We start from the raw sequence: 18,490 nt of genomic DNA, 5'->3' as shown, positions 1-18,490 counted from the left end.
GGAACGTGGTTACTGCTCCGGGTCGGCGAGGAAGCGGAGCAGGCCGTCCTCGAGAAGAACGGGGCTGTCCGGGAACCGCGCCTCCAGCGGTGCCGGGATCAGCGCGTACGGCACCCAGGGAGCCTCGCCGGGCACCGGGCGCAGCCAGGACCACGAGCCGTTCTTCTCGGCCGGCCGGGGGAAGGCGAGCGTCCCGGCCTCCGAGTCGTGGTCGGAGCCGTGGTCGTGGTCGCGGTCGGGGTCGGGGTCGGGCTGGCTGGCCGGAGCGTGTTCGGTGGTGAGTACGGGGCCGAAACGGAAGAGCGCCTGCAGGTGCCGCAGCGCGTCGTCGGTGTGCCGGGGCGGGACGGTGACAGTGGCGGTGGGGGTGATGCCGCTGGTGGCGTGGACGGGGGCACGCGGATCGAGAAGCAGGAGCAGCCGGGTGGGCGCCGGGTCGCCGAACGTCAGGGGGACGTAGTTTCCGGTGGGCACGGTTCCGGTGGGCCCGGTTCCGGTGGGCCCGGTTCCGGTGGGCCCGGTTCCGCCCGGCGCCGTGCCCGCGGTGTCCGCGGTGTCCGCGGCGCCGGGCGGCCCGATCTGGGCGGTGTAGTCCTGCTGGTCGTCGGGAGCGCTGACGCTGTGGAAACAGTCGTAGTCGTAGGCCCCGCGCGGGTCGGTGGCGTAGTAGCCGATGAGGCCGTCGTCGCGGGCGGCCACGTCGCCGAGGCGGATCTCGAACCGGTCGCCGGTGAAGGCCGGCGGCGGCGGGTCGAGGGTGGCGGCCCATCCGGTGTCGCGGATGGGGGGTCCCTCGAGGGTCAGCCGGAGCTGTGCGGGGACGAGGGCCAGCGGGCGCCCGAGGAGGAGGGACAGGTTCTGGTCGGCGCGCCGACCGAGCGGGTCGGTGGTCCACAGGGTGGAGTCGACGACGTCGAGGAAGGCCGTGAAGTTAGCCTCCGCGGCGAGCTTCGGGGAACCGATGAGGGCCGCGATCTCGGGAGCGTGGGCGGCGAGCTGGTCCGCGGTGGTGATGGCGCTGCCGGGCGGGGGCTCCCACTGGCCGGTGCGCCGGCCGTCGGCTCCGGTGAGCAGCCGGTAGGTGCCGAGCAGGAGCCCCGCCGGGTCGTAGAGCAGCAGGCTGTGGTCGAGGTGGTTGGGGAGGATCCAGCCGCTGATGGGGCTGGGGTCGGCCGCGGTGCCGACGACGCGCGTACCGGCCTGGCCGTCCAGGAGGTCGAAGTCGAGCCGGGCGGGTTGCAGGGGGCGCGGGGGTAGCTGGGCGACGGAGGCGATCGTGGGCGTCAGCGAGGTCCCGACGGCGAGGGCGGTGTCGACGGTGAGCGGGAAGTTGCGGTAGTCGTGCAGGCCACCGCTCCGGGTGTCGGCGCTGACGACGTCCAGGACTCGGCCGAACTTGTCGTAGAGGAAGAGCTCCTCGACGCAGATCTGCCCCTGCCGGGTCTCGTGGAAGGGGGCGCTGGCGCTGCCGGGCAGGTACGGGATGCTGCTGACCCGGCCGCGGTAACGCGCGGGCAGGCCGTCCTCGGTGGCGGCGTCCGGGTAGCCGACGAGGCCGGCGACGGCGGGGAAGTCGGTGTCGTCGGTCGTGGGGCGGCGGAAGGCGCGCAGGTCGCGGGCGGCCAGGCGATCGTTGAAGCCGGTGAGTTCCTGGGCGAGCAGCCCCCAGTCGCCGATCGCGGTGAGCCAGGAGTCGAGCTGGTCACGCTGGTCGTCGGTGCCGTGCTGGGCGACGTACTCCTTCATCCTGGCCGCGAACAGGGACCGGGGGTGCGGGCCGAGCGCGGAGACACCCGTGACGGTGACCCGGTCCAGGGGGACGTCGACGCCCTCCGGTGTGAAGCGGTAGTCGGTGCCGTCGAAGGTCCAGCAGCGCCGCGCGCCCACGGTGTGGGGGATGTGCCGGTAGGAGATCTTCCACTCCATGAACAGCGGCTCCCAGGGCTGGGTCCAGGGTTCCAGACCCAGCTCCGGGAGCGTGCCCGTGTAGGCGGCGGGTGGGTGGGCGCTCAGGACGGCCCTGACCTGCTCCGCCGGCTGGCCGCCGGCGGCGGCCAGCGCGGCGGCGTTGCCGGGATCGAGCAGGAAGTACTCCGCGAGCAGCCCGGGCACCTCGGGCGGGAAGGCGTCGAGACCCGCGACGGCGGGCACCGGGCCGCGGCCGGGTACCGCGGTGATCGTCGTGCCCGCGACCGTGACGGCGCTGATCAGCGCGGCGCCGTCGTCGGTGAGTGGTCGTACGGGTACGGGCTGGTCGGGAACGGTCGCGTCGGCCGGGGGCAGTATCCCCGACAGGCTCACCACGGGGTTGTTGCTCTGCGCGTACGGGGGGCGCGGGACGGCCTTGAGCTCGGCGCCCCCGCCCAGCCCCTTCGCCGCGGCGAAGGCGCCGACCCCGGCGAGGAACGCGTCATGGGCGCTGGCGTGGGGCCGGGTGTGGTCGGGCTGGGGGACCTTCGCGGCCAGTTCTCTCACCTGGGCGGTTCGGACGCCCACGGTGTGGGCGAGAGATCCCTCCCGCTCGGCGTCGAGCTCCCGCGCCATCAGGTCCTGGTCGGGGACGTCGTCGGGCGGGAACATCGACGCCCCCGCGATCCCGTTCTTCAGCCACAGGGCGTTGAGCCGCCACTGGAGGTCCCGCAGCTCGCCGAGCCGCTCGTCGAGCTGACGCTGATCGTCGTTGAGTGTGGCCAGCCAGGCCGGCGGGACGAACGGGCGCGGCGCCGCGGCCTCGGCGGACGGGCTGCCGGTGGACGGGCTGCCGGCGGGCGAGGTGTCAGCGGGGGGCGGTGTGACCGTCCAACGATGGCCGCCGGTCGACGCGGCGAACGAGGCGTCGTGGACGTGGCGGCGTACCCGCTCGTCGCCGCCCTTCTCCTCGGCGACGGCGAGCAGGTCGTGCAGGAACGCACGCAGCAGCGCCACGTCGGCGGCGGAGGGCGCGGCGCCGGTCGCGTGCAGCGCCTGGCCGGCGAGGGCGGTGAAGGCGTCCTCGGTGGTGTTGCCCAGGGCGACGCTCAGCGCGCCGTTGTCCTGGATCGTGTCCAGCGGGTCCGGGACGGGCGCCGCGCTCGCGGCGGGATCCCAGCCGACGGTCAGGGCCGTACCGGCGTACAGGCTGCGGGTGATCGGGCTGACCGCGGCGTCGTGACCGGCCTCGCCGGTCAGGCGGGGATCCTGCCAGCCGAGGTGCGCGAGCTGGTCGGCGTAGGAGGTGCCGGGCGGGCGGGACGCGAGGACGTCGGCGTCCGGATCGGAGTACCAGCCGACGACCCGGTAGCCGAGGGCGGTGGCGGACGTGAGGTCGGAGAGGTCGTCGAGGAAGGAGAAGACGTTGGTGTTGTGCGGGGTGTAGGTGGTGAAGTACGGGTCCCCGGTGGCCATGGCGGTGACGAAAAGGGGGTCCCGGGCGGCGCGTTCCGTCCACGGGGTGTCGGTGTGCGGGAAGGCGAGCCCGATCTGGACCTGCCCGCCGTCGGGGTCCATGGTGTTGCGGTACGGGTCCGGGCTGGCCTGCCAGGCGCGCAGGGTGGCGGCGTCGACCAGGTAGGGGCTGGAGCGCGCGAGGTCGTGTCCGTCGTCCTGCGCCCGCGGGCTGTACGGGCAGTCGCTTTCGATCACCCACGCCCTGGCGAGGCGGGTGCCGGTACCGCTGAAGCGGATCACCAGCCAGCGGTTGGGCACCAGCGGGTAGCCGATCTCACCGGTCGCCGGGTCCTGCACGCCGTGGCGCAGCCCCCTGGGCAGGGTCCAGTGCAGATGGACGCCGGTGTGGCTGTGCACCGGGTCGTTGCTCTGGCGGTCTCCCCCGTCCGGCTCCGGGCTCAGGTAGTCGTCCAGCGCCAGGTAGGTGTGCTGCCAGCTACGGAACGCGTCGCGGCCCTGGAGGGCCCGGTTGACCACGAGGACGTCGAGGTCGACGGGGACGACGAGCGCGGGGCGGGCGGTCAACCTCGGTCTCCGTTCGGGCCGGTGAAGCGGATGGCCTCGGGGACCTTGACCATCTGCAGGGCCAGGTCGGCGGGGCCGATGGGGCCGACGGCGGTGCCGTGCGCGGCGTCCAGAGCCGCCGTCAGCGCGGGGATGAGCGAACCGAGGTCCAGGACCGGGCCGCCGGCACCGGCCCGGACGTGGTCCAGGACGGGGAAGGTGACGTCGGGGCCGATCTGCTCGCCGAGCGGGCGGCCCCCGGACGCGTGGGGCGGGGCCAGCAGGTTCCGCAGCGGGATCAGGCCGTGGTCCTCGACGCCGAACCGGAAGCCCTCCTGGGGCTCCCTGAGCTCGACGGCCGCGGGCAGGCCGTCGAACAGGCACAGCAGCACGGTGGGCGAGAGGTGGTCCATCCGCAGGACGGGCAGGAGCTCACCGGCCTCGTCCAGGGCGCGCACGGCCAGGTTCGGCCAGCCGGAGACGAGCGCCGAGCGCAGCAGCAGCCCGGAGACCGGCCCGAACGCCGTGTCCACAGGTGCGGGGTCACCGGCCTCGGTGCCGCGCTGCGTCGCGCGGTACCCCGCCGCCTTCTCCGCCGCCGCGGCCCGGATCGTCGCGGCGACGACCTGGTCCTGGAGGGTGTCCCGACTGGACTGCGCGCCGATGCTGAGGGCACCGGAGACCACGGCGTCCAGCCAGCCGGGGTCGAGGTGGAAGAAACGCAGCGACTCCCGCGGCAGCATCCGTTCGTCGGGCACCAGGTGGGTGAACGGCACGGGGTGGAGCAGCAGGAGCCGCCCGAGCCAGTCCGCGACCCGGGTGAGGTGTTCCCCGAGGCCGTCGTCGGCGTCCATCGCCGCGGCGAGGGCGGCCCGGGTGGCGTCGGATCGCAGCACGGTCTCGAGCCCGCCGGCCGGGTCGGCGGACGGCGCGGCGGGTGCCGGCGGGGACCACGCGGCGCGGGGCCGGCCCGGTGGCGTGCCGAGGGCGGTGAGCAGGCGACCGTCGAGCAGCGTGCCGAACGCGGCGCGCGCCGTCCTCGGCCGCGTGCTCCCGCTGCCGTCCTGCTGCAGGTGGGTGCTGGTGGCCTGGTGGTGGAGGCTGTCCACCAGGTGCCGGGTGGCTTGCTTGAACGCGAGCAGGTGCTGGGCGAAGGGGGCGTCGGCGAGGGCGAGGGCCCGGCCGGTCTCGAACGCGGCGGCCAGCGACAGGTCGAAGCTGCCCCAGGCCGGGTCGTAGGCGATGAGCGCGTCAGCGGTGGTGGCCTGCGCCGCCCGGTCGGTGGCCAGGGGCAGAACGGGGGTGAGCGGCCCTCGGTACCAGCCGTAGGTGGCCTCGCCCGAGCGGGTCAGGTAAGGCAACGGCAGGTACCCGTCGTCGAGCCGCCGGGCCACGTGTCGCCGCGCGGCGGTGTCGGTCTGCCCGGGAGGGCCGGGCAGGCGCAGCCACATGTCGTCGCGCCCGGCCCGGGTGCCGGAGGGGGTCTGGGTGAGTCCTTCGGCGAGGTCGGCGAAGTCCGCCTCGCGGTCGGGCTGGGCCTGGAACGACCAGCTGCACAGGGACAGCAGCGCCACCGAGGAGCGACCCCGGAAGTCCGGGGTGTCCGCGAGGATCCGCTCGTGGCCCTCCAGGGAGACGAGATGCACGATGTTCTTCGTGCCGGTCCCGGGGTCGGAGCCGGGTGGGGCGGCGGTCGGAAAGCGGTTGGCGACGATGACGGAGAACAGCCCGTCCTCCTGGAGGCCCAGGATGGGCCGGTCCCCGGTGTTGGCACCGCGGCAGTGGGCGAGGAAGCGCAGCTCGTCCAGCCGGGGCGCCACGGCCTGGAACTCGGCCGCCGCGACCTGGATGTACACGCACGGGTCGCCGGGGCCGACGTCGGACTCCACGGTCAGCGCGGGCTTGAGCGCGGCGGGGTCGTCGGCCAGGAAGTCCGCCACGGTGGCGGAGATGGTGCGGGTCGGGGCGGTGGTGCCACCGACGAGCTGGGAGTCGGTGAGCACCAGCAGCGCCAGCCACGGGGTGTCGCGCGACGCCCCGGTCAGTGGACGTTCCCACGGCAGCATGGGGTCACCGAGCACCACGTGCGGCAGGACCTCCGCGAACCTGCCGCTCGAGGCGTCGGGAGGCTGCTCGGCGACCACCGCGTCGGCGTCGATCCGCACCTGCGGGCCGCGGACGGTGAACCTCTGCACGGCCGTGAACGGCCCGCCGACGACCTGTGCGCCGTCGCGCGGCCCGGCGCGCAGAGTGTGAGTGACCTCGATCCGGTAGTCGCCGGCGGGCAGTGCGGGCAGATAGTGGTCGTGCAGCTCGATGTCCCCCGGGGGGATCGTGTCGCGGGCGGGGTGCGGCGGGCTCGGGCTCATCCGCGGCTCCTCGCTTCCTGCGCGCGCTGGACCATCGGCGCCTCGCTGTAGAAGTGGGCCGCGCCCGCCGCCAGGCCCGCCAGGGCGCTGTCGCCGAGGTCGGTGAGCAGCTTGGCGTCGGCCAGGGCGGCGTACATCTCGTCGCGCCCGCTCCTCGCGTCGCCACGGTCGAGGCGCCCGAGCAGATCCACGCAGGACGGGTCGGGTGCGCCGACGAAATCGCGGTTGACCACCGGCTCCCGGGGCAGCGGCGACAGGCCGGGCGGCAGCTCGTCCTCGCTGTACTCGCTGAGCGGGAAGACCCCGCGCGAGGCGGCCAGCTCGGGCCGGGGGGCCTGGACGTCGAAGCCGACCGGCCGGTCCGGCAGCACCTCGGCGCTGGGTCCCGACGGCGTGTGGCTGAACGGGGTCGGCGGGGCACCCCACAGCGACGCGGGCACGGCCCGGGTGCGGGCGGTGAACGTCCAGCCGTCCGTCGACGCGGGCCTGTCCTCGTAGAAGAGTCTCAGCCGGTGCTCACCGACCAGGCCGGCGCGGTCCATGGGACGTACGTCGACCAGGGGGCCGTCCCCGGGTTCGGACGAGGCCAGGGGCGCGTCGCCCGTCCGCAGGTGGCTGGCCGGCACCGCGGACTGGGTGAACAGGCGCAGGTCCCGGGCCCGCGCCTGCCACACCTTGTCGCCCGCGCCGCCGCCCGCGCCGGGGTCCTCCTCGGCGCCGGCGACGCCGGAGACCGGCGCGATGGTGACGACGTCCGCCGGCTTCGGGAGCAGGCTGGCGAACACGTCCCACCCCAGCGCCTCGGTCTCGGCTCCCCCGCGGGAGCCGCCGAAGCTGACGGTCACGTCGATGAGGGGGAAGTGCGCGGTGACCGAACCGCCGGTCGGCGGCCCCCACAGGTGCAGGGTCGCGCCGATCGAACCGCTGATCGTGACGTGCAGGATCCCCAGGTTGATGCTGCCGGACGCGCCGATGCTCACCGAGATGCGCGCGTCGAAGAAGAACGGCCGCCAGGACAGCAGCACGTCGGCCTGCGCCGTGAACCAGGCCCGGATGGGGCCCTCGTGGAAGAGGACCTCCAGCCGCGCGCCCGCCATCGCGCATGACGGCGTGACGGCCAGATACGCCTGGGCCTTGATCGACACGTTGCCGCTGACCGCCCAGTCGATCCCCAGCCGCGGCGCGTCGGGATAGTAGGAGGGCCGGCGGAACGCGGGGTGGTAGCCGCCGAGGGTGACGACGAACTGCCCGGCGTGCGGGTTGTTCCCGAACCAGGTCGCCGCGGCGAACCCGCCGGTGAGGTGGCAGGCGGGCGTCAGCACGTACGAGGCCGGGGAGAGCTGCGCGGCGATCTCGACGCTGCCCTGGACGGGCCGGATGACGGCCTCCACGCCCAGCTCCGCGTAGACGTAGGTGGTGGTGGCGGACTCGGTGGGCAGTGGCAGCTGGATCGTCGCGAGGCCCAGCACGGCCAGCGCCAGCTCCGCGCCGATCTCCGCGGCCAGCAGCACCTTGGCGTTCACCACCTCGGCCACGGTGAACTCCACCCCGAGGGCCAGCCAGTACGAGCCCTCGCGGGGGGCGATCCACCGCCGCGGCTGGCTGCCGGCCACGGCCGGCTCACGCCCTTCCAGGACGTCGAGCACGTGGGAGGGCTTGTGCCCGGAGCCGGGGCCCTGCTTGTGCAGGCTCAGCAGCGGGAAGCCGGAGACCTCCCTGGGGCTGGGCAGCGTCAGCTCCCGGTTGAAGCCGAACCCGGCCATCAGCCCGGTGACGATGACCGGTGGCGGCCCGCCCAGTGGCGCCTCCAGCTGGGCGAAGACGAACAGCGAGGGCGCGCCGTCCTTCAGCTGCGCGTACGAACCGAGACCCGCCAGCGAGAAGCTCTGCAGGCCGACCGTGGCCGTGCCGTCGTACTGGAACGCCACCGTGTCCGGAAGCTGGTCGTCGGGCAGGTGCAGCAGCGCGCCGGAGATCTCCACCGGAGCGGCGCTGTAGCCGATCCCGAGGCCGTCGAGGCGGAACGTCGGCGCGAACCTGTCCAGCCGGGAGCCGACCGCCAGGCCGTCGAGCGAGAGGGCCAGCGGGCCGAGGGCGACCGACGCGTCCAGCGCGAACAGCAGCACGTTGTGCTGGTACATCACCCCGACCCGGTCGATGTGGACGATCCCGAGCTGCTTCTGCACCGACACCCAGTGGACGCTGGAGGCACCCGTCCCGGAGGTGTCAGGCGCACCCGACGGAGCGGGGGCACCGGACGGAGCGGGGGCGCTGGAACCGCCCGGGGTACTGGGGGTGTCGGGTCCGGGGAGCTCGCCGCCGCCGGCGTTCGAGGGTGGCACGCCGAGAGCGACCGACGTGCTCTCCTTCCCGATCCGCAGATCGGCCAGCGCGGCGACGCCCGCCGCCAGCCCGGCCTGCGGGAGGGCCACCACCTTGGCCGGCCCGAGCAGCCGGTTGACCGAGGCGACCGTCTGGGTGTCGAAGGCTCCGGAGCTGTAGAGGACCTGCAGGTTCTCCACACTCACCGTCCCGATCGTCGACAGGAACCCGCCGACGAGCGGAAGCTGGGAAAGGTCGAAACCCGCCGAGAGGTCCACACCGACGCAGAACCGGGCCGGGCCGCCCGCGGGTTTCACCCGCACGAACTTGGCGTCCTTCAGCCCGATCCGCAGGCTGTCGGGGACGTCGGCCGCCAGGTCGGCGGAGAAATGCGCGACCCAGTCCCGCAGAACGACCTCGGTGCCCTCCGCAGCACCGTGATAGGTGGCGACGAGGATGTCGGCGCCGGACTTCTCCTCGTCGAAGTCGACGTCGAAGGCGAAGCCGTCGACGGACAGCGTCCCGCCGTACCGTGTATCCGAGCCGTCGCGGGTCACCGTCACGCGGAGCGCGGCCGTCACCCCGTCCGCGATGGTCACGTCTCCCTCGCAGACGAAGTCGAGGGCGGCCGAACCGGTGGTGTACGAGAGCGTCAGGGTGGTGAGTTCGAGGGACCTGACCGGCCCGGGCACGTCGGTCAGCCCGAGTGCGTCAATCACCTCCGCCATGCCGAGGGTCTCGCCCGCCGTGAGGCCGCCGCTGAAGGCCCAGCCGCCCTGCGCGCCGCCGATCCTCCCGGCCGAGATGTCGATACTCAGCGCGGAGCCGATCGACACCGTGCCCCCTACCCGGGCCGTGAATCCCGCGCCGTTCGCGTAGTAGACGTAAAGAGACAGGGATCGGATCGCGAGGGGGCCGATCGGCCAGTCACCGGAGACCGTCATCCGAAGGAGATAATCGTCCCCGAGGACGGCGGCGAACGACAGCTCACTGACGGCACAGTCCTCGGGTACCTCCCCCCCGGGTATGCCGAACGACTCCAGCAGGGACCGGACAGGGATCGGTCGCGCGTCCGTCAGCGTGCCGGCGAGGGCCAGATGGGGAAGCCACACGGCGACATCGAGCGGCAGCGCCCTGATAGTGAGCGAGGCCACGATCGCCATGGCGTCCACCTGATAGGTGGCCGGTCCGGCAGCCGCCTTCTTGATGAGGCGGTAATCAATGCCGGCGACATCGGCGGGGTCGAAGGCGAACGCGCGCAGCCCGGCCGTCGCCTGCTGCCAGACGGTGTCACCGCCGAGGCGCCTGCCGAGCTTCTCCAGCTCGGCGGCGAACGCGCCGGGACGCACCGGCCGCACGGCGGCGGTCAGCCGCCCGAGGTCGTCCGCGGTGACCGTCGACACGACCTCCACCGTGTCGAACGTGCCGTCGAGCGTGAGGGTGACCAGGCCCTGGCTCGTCACGGCCACCGACACGCCCGTCACCGCCATGGTCACGGCGGCGCCGACGGGCCAGGCAGGCGACGCCCAGGTCAGCGTGAGTGAGAGCGTCGTCCGCCCGGTGTCCACCTCCGGCCGCCCGCTGCCCGCCGCACCCTGGCAGACACCGTCCGGGAAGGTGGCCAGCATGGCGCTCAGCTGCGCGGGGAGCGCGGTGTCCGCGGCCCGCAGTGTCGGTGGATCACCCAGGCTCAGGAGATGCGCTTTCAGGGCGTCGAGATCCACTGAACCCCTCCCTCGGATCACGGACTTCCACTTCCGGGCACGTTCGAAAACCGCGGCAGGACACTTCCCTGCCGGTACGGTGCGCATCCGTCGCCGCACCGGGACCGACGGACGGTGTCACACCCGTCCGCTCGCTGTCATACCTGGAACTCCGGCCCACTCTTGCCGTCGATCCAGGTCCAGTTCTTGGCGTTGTACGCTTGAACTCCTATGCACGCGGCCACCTCGCGCAGCGCATTCGAAGCGAGTTCGGCCGACGCTTGATCGGACTTGTCGTCCAGGTATTTCGAGATCTCTGTGAAGGCTTTAAAAATCTTGTCGTAGCGTCCCTCCCTGTCGCTCCCGATTATGTGGGAGGCTATTTTGTCAAGATTGTTATCGGGGTCGTCGCATCGGTCCTTGGGGCCTATGAAGAGATTTCCGGGAATCCAGGTGTAGACGCTTATGAAATCGTCCCACGGGGAGGGGCGCAACTTGGCCTTCGGGTCGTGGGAAACCGTACCATTATAGATCTTCGAGGCCAGTTCCGCGGCCTGCAGGGCGTCGTCTTTGTGGATCTTCCCAACGGGAGACAGAAGCTCGGCGTAAGTTCCTTCTGTGATGCCGTCGTGGAGTTGGAGGAGGAACTCGAGATTCTCGGTTCTCCCGCTCTCGACGATCTTGTTCCAGAATTCCCTGAGCTTGCTGAGCGGCACTATGTGGTGGTACATGAGGTCGACCTTCTTGCCGGAGATCTTGTCGCTGGGAAGACCGCCGAGCGGGTTGTTCGTCCTGCCCTTCAAGTTCAGGTTGTATTTTTCCGGCGCCACGATATATCCCCCGTACAGCCACGATCCGCCAGGATGAAACGCGGGACACGCCCTCGGCGCCGGTATCTGCTTTCAGGCAACCGGCGGGACGGCGACAGTTCCCGTTACACACAGAGGGGTTCGCCACGGGTGCGCACACCACACCCAGGAGGATCAACGGGAACCCTCTGGACAACAGATTAAGGAACCCTCACTCCGAAGGGGAGCCATTTGCGGAAAGTCACGCAAAGTTATCCCCGGTCCTTCCGGGCCGGCCGGGCCGGTCTTCGGCGGCCGCGCCGCGAAAGCTCGGGCGCGGGCATTCCCCGCCGAGCCCGTGAGCTGCGAAAGTGGCGAACTCCGACCCCGGCCGGACGGGTCGCGTCGGCCAGGATCGGAGTCAGGGACCGGGTGCTTCGACGGGCAGCGGGTGGAACGCTGCGTAGAGGGGTGGGCGGGCCGGTACGTAGCAGGGTGGCTGGGCGGGATCAGGTGCCGGTCTTCCCGCCGCCCTTCCGGTGGATCACGACGGTCGCCGGGCGGGGCCGGCCGGCCGGGTCGAAGTCGGGCCGGTTGCTGACGGCACGCGGGTTCTCCGGCGCCGGCTCGATGAACAGCCGGCCGTCGGGGTCGACCCACAGGCCGTCAGGGGAACCGAACAGTGGTCGCGGGGCCGGAACGTGCTCACCTTCGGGCCGGCAGGACGGGTCGCCGGCGAAGAAGGCGCGCGAACCCGACAGGACCGGCAGCGCGGACGGTCCCTCCGACCGGCGGCGGTGGGTGAACCGGACTAATTTCCCCAACCCTAACCAACGAACTTCTGTTCATCGCCATCGACAACGATTACCTCGCCATCACGAAGCGCTACAAAGGGAATGTGGTTGTCGATGTAGTAACTAACCACCTTGTCGATGTCGGCGGACTCGGGATGGTCGGACTTGTAATGTGGCGCGACACAGTATGGAATCAGACCGGGACAGTCCCAGATAATTTCCTCGTCGTAGCCTTCCGGGATCACGCTTGGATCGTCCACCAGTTCGATTCCATGCAAATGTGGCTGCATGATGTCCACGCCGGCGCTGTAACCACCGTAAACAACCGCGTCACCGTTGACCAGCTCGGGAATTGCGCGGTCTGCGCCGCTCTGTCTAAAAGCGCGTCGTAGCACGAAGACGTTGCCACCCCGCACCCAGATCAAGTCATAGCCGACTAACGCCTGCCTCAATTCATCCGGCCTGCCAAAATATTGCCGCAGGTCCGCCTCTTCGGGCTGCAGGCCAATAGATTCCAAGCGTTCGACCTCTTGCGCAGGATCGGTAGCGCGATCCTCGGGCGCCTCCCAGTCCTGCGCGTTGAGAATAAGCGCCGTTCGACGGCCATCGCCGAGTAACCGCAGCAGCTCGTCAGGTTTATTGCCGTTACGAAAGGAGGACAAGTACATTCGCATGCCGTTTAGTTTAGGGGCAGGCGACGGTTCCGCCACCCGGGACGGCGTCCGGTCGATGAGATGACGACAAGTTCGGTGTCATGGTCCGCCGCTGAGAACGTAGGGCGCGACTCGATCGCCCTCGGTCCGCAGGTATACGGCCATGGCGCAGGGAAGAGGCGGGTTGTAGCGTTCCCGGGCCTGTTCCGAGAGCGGGTTCGCGTAGATCGACCGCTCGCGAACGCCGGCCCTGGTGCGGCCGACGTCCCGTACAGTGCCGTTCTCAAGCGCTCCCGCCTCGGCCCACGTGACCGGACGGCCCGGGCCGGTGTAATCGCGGTCGCAGTATGTCACCTTGTCCGGCAGGCTGGAGGACCACGGCCAGGTGTGGAATCTCGCGTGGTACCGACCGGTGAAGAGCGCGGCGATGACCGGCAGCAGGACCAGGGACGCCGAGAGAAGGCGTAGGGCCAAACGGCGCGCTGGGCGCCCTCGCGATCGGCCGGAACCGAGCCGGGTGGCGACCTGCTCGGACACAGACGGCTCCAAGGATGTACAGATATCCCGCCAGGGATTTGAGTGTAACTTGGTTCGTCTTATCTCCCGCCGAAGTCGGGCGACCGCCGCTCCTTGAACGCCACGAGCCCCTCCCGGAAGTCGGCGGTACGGGACGCCAGTTCGAGCGCGGACGCCTCGTCCTGCATCGCCTCGGTCAGCCCCAGTTCCAGCCCGCGGTTGACCAGGCGCTTGGTGAGCCCGACGGCGACCGTGGCGGCCTGCCCGAGCGTCCCGACCAGCTCCGCGGCCGCCTTGTCGAGCTCGGTGTCGGGCACGGCCCGGTAGACGAGCCCCCACTCGGCGGCCTCCGCACCTGACAGCCGCCGGCCGAGCAGCAGCAGCTCCTTGGCCCGGGCGATGCCGACCAGCCGGGGCAGCAGCCAGGTCGCGCCGCTGTCCGGGCTGAAGCCCCGGGTCAGGAACGGCTCCCAGAACCGGCTGTCCTCGGCGGCCACGGTGAAGTCGGCGGCGAGCGCGAGCTGGAAGCCGAGGCCGGCGACGTGGCCACGGACCGCGCAGACGACGGGCAGCTGCACCTCGGTGATGAGCTGGACGAGCCGGTGTGCCTGCAACGCGATGCGCCGCTGCACGCTGCCGGGGCGCGGCCGGGCGCCGCCGGCGGTGTTCGAGGCGACCCAGTCCGCGCCGGAGCAGAAGTCCGGGCCGCGGCTCTCGATCAGGACCACCCGGAGCGTGTCGTCGGTTGCCGCGTTCTCGAGCGCGCCGACGATCCGTCGTACCGCCGCGGCGTCGAGGGCGTTGCGGCGGTGCGGCCGGTCGAGGCCGATGCGCAGCACGCCGCCGTCCCGATCGAGGACGACGCCCGCCTCCATGTCCACAACAACCCCGTTCCTCGCGTGCACTCGCAGCGGTCGGAGACCCCCGGCCCCCGCCGCGGGGGACTCGCCCAGGGTGACACGCATCGCTACGATGCTAACTCTCGAGGCCGTAAAATATCTAGAGATATAGCATGGCGTGGCCGGATGGCGTGACTGTCCGATCAGCGAGAGGGAGAGCCAGTGAGCGAGGGCCGTGTGCTACTGGAACGCGACGAGGGAACCGGGATCGCCCGCCTCACGCTCGACAACCCCAGCCGCCGGAACGCGTACGACCCCGCGATGCGGGAGCAGCTCGGCACCTACCTCGATGAGCTCGCGGCCGACGACGCGGTCAAGGTGGTGGTCCTGCGCGGGAACGGGGGCGTGTTCAGCACCGGTGCCGACATGGCCAACGCCTACGGGTGGTACGGCGACGCCGCGAATGACTCCCGGCAGCGACGTCCCAGCCAGCGCCGCCGGCTGTCCGTCGACCGCAAGTCGTTCAGCTTCTACCACAACTTCCTCGGCTACCCGAAAGCCACGATCGCCGAGGTACAGGGCTTCGCGCTCGGCGGCGGATTCGAACTCGCGCTCATGGCCGACATCGCGGTCGTCGCCGGCGACACCCGGATCGGGATGCCCGCGACCCGGTTCCTCGGCCCGGCCCTCGGCTCCCTGCACATGTTCTTCTACCGGCTCGGCCCGGTGCTGGCACGCCGCCTGCTGCTGACCGGCGACATGATCCCCGCCAGCGAACTGGCCCACCTCTCGGTCTTCACCGAGGTGATCGACGGCGCCGACGTGTCCGCGCGGGCGGACTGGTGGGCACGCAAGCTCTCCCGGATGCCCGCCGACGGCATCGTCATCGCCAAGGAGGCCTTCCGCCTCGTCGAGCAACTACAGGGCTACCAGGGCGAAGAGGTCGCCAGCTACCTCTTCCACGCCTTCGGCACCAACCTCCAGTTCGAGGACGACGAGTTCAACTTCGTCAAAACCCGCGCCGAGCACGGCACAAAACGAGCCTTCCAACTACGCGACGAGCACTTCGACCTCCCCGACCCGGGGGCCGACGACCAGCTGGCGCGGTAGCCGTGACTGCCTCCCCCGGCATGGCGAGCCGCACCCGGAGACGCCGTAGGCACGTTCAAACATCTAGAGGGAAAGCACCATCCGGGCGCTGGTCCCGGAGATGTTCGCCGGTAGGCTGGGCAGATCGCATTCACCCAGCCGTCACGGGCATCAGACCATGGCCAGCGCTTCGTCCGGCGCTGCGCGCGAGCCGTCGCGGTGGGGGCTGGACGCGGCCGACGGAGAGAAGGTCGAGCTAGGTGACCGAGCCAAGGAGATCTCGCGGTGGGGAGCGGCCCACCCTTCGCGAGAAGCCCCAGCAGATCGCCGACGAGCTCCGGCGGCTCATCGTGCGGGGCGACCTGGCGGAGGGTGAGTCACTCGGCCGCGAGCCCGACCTGGTCGACCGGTTCGGCGTCTCCCGCCCCTCCCTGCGGGAGGCGCTGCGCATCCTGGAGGCGGAGGGCCTGATCTCCGTCAAGCGCGGAGTACTCGGCGGCGTCATCGCCCACCAGCCCAGCGAGCGGATGACGGCGCGCACGGCCGCGCTCGTGCTCCAGGCGCGCAACGTCCCGCTCGCGGACGTCTACAACGCCCGCGGCACGATCGAGCCGGTGGCCGCGCGGCTGGTGGCCGGGGCACGCTCACGCGGGTCCTCGGCCGCGGAGCTGCGCCGACTCAGTGCCGAGCAGCTCGAGGTGATCGACGACCCCGAGGCGTTCGGGCGGGCCAACTCACGCTTCCACGCCCGCCTCGTCGAGCTGGCCGAGAACCAGACCCTGAGCATCATCGCCGAGATGCTCAACGAGATCGTCGCCCGGGCCGTCGCCGCGGTCAGCCAGCCCGGCGAGGGCAAGGACACCAGCGCCACCCGGCTGCGCGGCCTGCGCTCCCAGGCACGGCTGGCGGCGCTCATCGAGGACGGTGACGCCCCGGCGGCCGAGAAGCACTGGGCGGAGCACATGGAGATCGTCGGGCGGGTCATGCTCGCGCAGCGCGCGAAGAACGTCATCGACCTGATGCAGCACGACTACTGAGGGCCGTCCAGCCGCTCGAGCGCACAGCCGCACAGCCGCGCAGGCTCAGCGCAGGTAGCCGATGGCGGTGAGGTCCCGGGTCTGGGTGGCGTGCCGGTTGGCCAGCGTCGCGAACATCGCGTCGGTGCGGGCGTCGCGGCGGACCATCATCGCCGCGATCACGGACATGATCAGCCCGTTCCAGCTGAAGCGCCGGTAGTCGTCCCAGCACTCCTCGAACGGGTAGGCACCCGTCACCCCGTAGCCGCCGAGGGCGTCGTGGTAGCGGCGCACCAGGTCGACCTCGTGCGCGCGCCGGATGTCGGGCGGCAGGCTTCCACCGAGGAGGTAGGTGATGTCGGCGGGACCCGCGCCAAGGCGCGCGGTCTGCCAGTCGACGATCGTCACGTGCCTGTTCCGGCCGGCTCCCTCGAACATCATGTTGTCGATCCGGAAGTCACCGTGGGTTATGGTCACGGCAGTGGGGCGATGCGCCAGCCACCGATCGATTCCGGCGCCGAGGGCTTCGCCCTGGGTGATGACGTCGGGTTCGATCGTCGTCCGGTAGCGCTCCACGAAACCGTCCCAGAGAGCCCGGTAGACATCGGACACCGAGATCACCGGCTCGGCTTTGGCCAGCCAGCTCAGGTCGAGGAGCGCGGGGTCGCCCCAGCGGGGACCATGCAACCGGGCCGCCTCGGTCACCGCGAGCTCCGCGTCGTCGGCACCGCAGCCGATGAGCTGGTCCCCGGGCACCGCCGGCGCGAGATCGGACAGGACGACCACGACATTGGCGGTGTTGGGCTCGACGGCGGCGAAGTAGCAGTGCGGCCGGCGGACGTCGACGGTGTGGGCGGCCTGCAGGTAGAACGCGACCTCGTTCTCGTACGAGCGGGTGGCCACGCCCGCGGCCCGGCTGTTCGCCTCGGCCGAGGCGAACTTCATGACGATCGACGGAGGAGGCGCGATCGACGCGCGGTCCCCGCTGTACCGCAGCTGGTAGCGAAGGGTCGCCCCGACGCTGCCCGTCCCGATGGCCACCGCGCTGAAGTCGGCCACCCGGCCGCCGGCCGAGAGCGCTCCCGCGTGCCTCAGCAGGTCCGTCAGCCAGCCGGCCGTGACGTCGCGCGGGTCGGACACCAGTGCGGGAGGCTCGGTCATTGTGCTCACCTGGGTCTCCGGGGTTCGTTGGGAGAACGGTGGACTCAGACACCGGGAGCGCTGGGAGCACCGTCGAGCAGGTCGCGGAATCCGCCCGGCCGGTAGGGCCCGATGACGGCCTGTTCCAACACGCCGAGGCCGACCCGGCCACCCCACGTCGCCCGCACCACCTGCTGCACGTGTACGCAGTCGATGGCCAGAACATCCAGCTCCGCCACCTTGTGCGCCTCACCGCCGACGGCCAGCTCGTCGTGCCACCGGCCATGGGCCCAGGTGGGGTGGAGGTAGCCGGCGCCCTTCATCCGGAAGGTGAGCAGCGGCTCCAGCTCCACCGCCTCGCCCTCCCCGAGAATGAGGGCGGCACCGTTGGATCGTCGCAGCCCCGGGGCCCAGCGAACCTGGTGCCTGACTCCGCGCAGGCGCCGGATGCCGGTGTCCGGTCCGAAGACCGACCCGCCCTCGGCGAGCACGGGCAACACCGCCGCGGTGTCCGTCCAGGGGTTTCCGGCCTCGTCCTCCATCACCATGTAGTGCAGACACTCGTCGGCGAAGTTCAAGGGGGCCCACAGAAAGAACACCTGCGGGGCGACGGAACGCGGCGCACCAGGAATCCGGTCGACGAGACCGCGGACTCCCCAGGAGCGATCCTTCGTACCGTACGTTCCGGTTTTTATCCGCACGTCCTCGCCACCGGCCGTCAGCTGCCCGGTCCAGCTGACCATCTGGGTGGCACGGGTGGAGTCGGTCAGCAGCCGCGTCCCGTCGTGCTGGGTGGTCCGCGGCTCCTCGTAGGCGGGTGTGCGGGCGACGGCGGTGAGATCGGCGACCAGACCGTGCTCGGCCGCGTCGACGCGGATGCGGTTGACCCGCAGCGGTTCGACGATCTCCACCGAGATCGGTCCGACGCGGGTTTCGGTCCGGTCCAGAGGAATGCGTCCCGACGCGAACACGGACCGCTGGACGTCAGCGTGAACGACGCTGAAGGCCGCGTCGATGATTCCCCGGTTGGGATAGAGCCCGAGCGCGAGCGCGAAGTACATCTCGCCGTCGTAACCGTTGAACCAGAACCGATCGTAGTGATCGGGGTGCCCGCCCTCGACGTGCGCGACTGGCAGCGGCGTCTGGTGGACGGGGTAGTCGTCGAACGGGGTGAGCATCGACAGGTTCCTCTCCGTACGCCGGTTGTCCGGCCTCCCGACGGCCGGGACCGGGACCGCCGGGCTCACGCTCGCTGCCGCAGCGCCGCCGGGATGCCGGACCCGGCCGCAGGAACCAGAATCGACGGGCGTCGCGGGGACGTCTTCAGTGGA

General features: G+C 71.3%; 12 protein-coding genes. 2 read left to right on the top strand and 10 right to left on the bottom strand.

The window, feature by feature from the left end:
* Positions 1–9 precede the first annotated feature (9 nt).
* The 8 genes from MXD62_RS04555 to MXD62_RS04520 all read right to left on the bottom strand — a co-directional run bounded on the left by MXD62_RS04555 (position 10) and on the right by MXD62_RS04520 (position 13,950).
* A complete protein-coding gene (locus tag MXD62_RS04555) occupies positions 10–3,951 on the bottom strand; it encodes a hypothetical protein (protein ID WP_248828172.1) in 3,942 nt (1,313 codons plus the stop codon).
* Positions 3,948–6,299 carry a hypothetical protein gene (locus MXD62_RS04550; protein ID WP_248828171.1) on the bottom strand — a complete coding sequence of 784 codons (2,352 nt, stop codon included), beginning with the start codon at positions 6,297–6,299 and terminating at the stop codon, positions 3,948–3,950. Before MXD62_RS04550 ends, MXD62_RS04555 begins: the two co-directional genes overlap by 4 nt.
* Positions 6,296–10,345, bottom strand: a complete 4,050-nt coding sequence (locus MXD62_RS04545; RefSeq protein WP_248828170.1) for a DUF6603 domain-containing protein — start codon at positions 10,343–10,345, stop codon at positions 6,296–6,298. Before MXD62_RS04545 ends, MXD62_RS04550 begins: the two co-directional genes overlap by 4 nt.
* A gap of 137 nt (positions 10,346–10,482) precedes the next feature.
* Entirely contained in the window at positions 10,483–11,154 is a 672-nt protein-coding gene (locus MXD62_RS04540) for a hypothetical protein (protein ID WP_248828169.1), read from the bottom strand.
* 467 nt (positions 11,155–11,621) lie between these two features.
* Complete coding sequence (locus MXD62_RS04535; RefSeq protein ID WP_248828168.1) at positions 11,622–11,936, bottom strand: hypothetical protein; 315 nt, start codon at positions 11,934–11,936, stop codon at positions 11,622–11,624.
* A 2-nt stretch (positions 11,937–11,938) separates the two neighbouring features.
* A complete protein-coding gene (locus MXD62_RS04530; RefSeq protein WP_248828167.1) occupies positions 11,939–12,574 on the bottom strand; it encodes a Type 1 glutamine amidotransferase-like domain-containing protein in 636 nt (211 codons plus the stop codon).
* Between the two features lie 84 nt (positions 12,575–12,658).
* Complete coding sequence (locus tag MXD62_RS04525; protein WP_248828166.1) at positions 12,659–13,033, bottom strand: hypothetical protein; 375 nt, start codon at positions 13,031–13,033, stop codon at positions 12,659–12,661.
* A gap of 122 nt (positions 13,034–13,155) precedes the next feature.
* A complete protein-coding gene (locus MXD62_RS04520; protein WP_248828249.1) occupies positions 13,156–13,950 on the bottom strand; it encodes an enoyl-CoA hydratase/isomerase family protein in 795 nt (264 codons plus the stop codon).
* A gap of 186 nt (positions 13,951–14,136) precedes the next feature.
* On the opposite strand from MXD62_RS04520, the gene MXD62_RS04515 reads away from it, so the two are divergent.
* Positions 14,137–15,024 carry an enoyl-CoA hydratase/isomerase family protein gene (locus MXD62_RS04515; RefSeq protein ID WP_248828165.1) on the top strand — a complete coding sequence of 296 codons (888 nt, stop codon included), beginning with the start codon at positions 14,137–14,139 and terminating at the stop codon, positions 15,022–15,024.
* Positions 15,025–15,263: 239 nt separating this feature from the next.
* A complete protein-coding gene (locus MXD62_RS04510; RefSeq protein ID WP_248828164.1) occupies positions 15,264–16,040 on the top strand; it encodes a FadR/GntR family transcriptional regulator in 777 nt (258 codons plus the stop codon).
* Between the two features lie 45 nt (positions 16,041–16,085).
* Here MXD62_RS04510 and MXD62_RS04505 read toward each other — a convergent pair whose 3' ends face one another.
* The gene (locus MXD62_RS04505; protein WP_248828163.1) at positions 16,086–17,180 is read right to left on the bottom strand and encodes an ecdysteroid 22-kinase family protein; all 1,095 of its coding nucleotides are present in this window, start codon (positions 17,178–17,180) and stop codon (positions 16,086–16,088) included.
* Positions 17,181–17,224: 44 nt separating this feature from the next.
* The gene (locus MXD62_RS04500) at positions 17,225–18,337 is read right to left on the bottom strand and encodes a hypothetical protein (protein ID WP_248828162.1); all 1,113 of its coding nucleotides are present in this window, start codon (positions 18,335–18,337) and stop codon (positions 17,225–17,227) included.
* Between the last annotated feature and the right edge of the window lie 153 nt (positions 18,338–18,490).

The organism is Frankia sp. Mgl5 (genome assembly GCF_023242985.1).
GTDB lineage: Bacteria > Actinomycetota > Actinomycetes > Frankiales > Frankiaceae > Parafrankia > Parafrankia soli.
The sequence above is the reverse complement of the archived record's forward strand: the minus strand, read 5'-3'. Positions and strand labels throughout refer to the sequence as shown.

Coding starts and splice junctions, on each gene's coding strand:
- MXD62_RS04550 (WP_248828171.1), bottom strand. CDS start 6,299: ATGAGCCCGAGCCCGCCGCACCCCGCCCGCGACACGATCCCCCCGGGG.
- MXD62_RS04530 (WP_248828167.1), bottom strand. CDS start 12,574: ATGTACTTGTCCTCCTTTCGTAACGGCAATAAACCTGACGAGCTGCTG.
- MXD62_RS04520 (WP_248828249.1), bottom strand. CDS start 13,950: ATGGAGGCGGGCGTCGTCCTCGATCGGGACGGCGGCGTGCTGCGCATC.
- MXD62_RS04505 (WP_248828163.1), bottom strand. CDS start 17,180: ATGACCGAGCCTCCCGCACTGGTGTCCGACCCGCGCGACGTCACGGCC.
- MXD62_RS04500 (WP_248828162.1), bottom strand. CDS start 18,337: ATGCTCACCCCGTTCGACGACTACCCCGTCCACCAGACGCCGCTGCCA.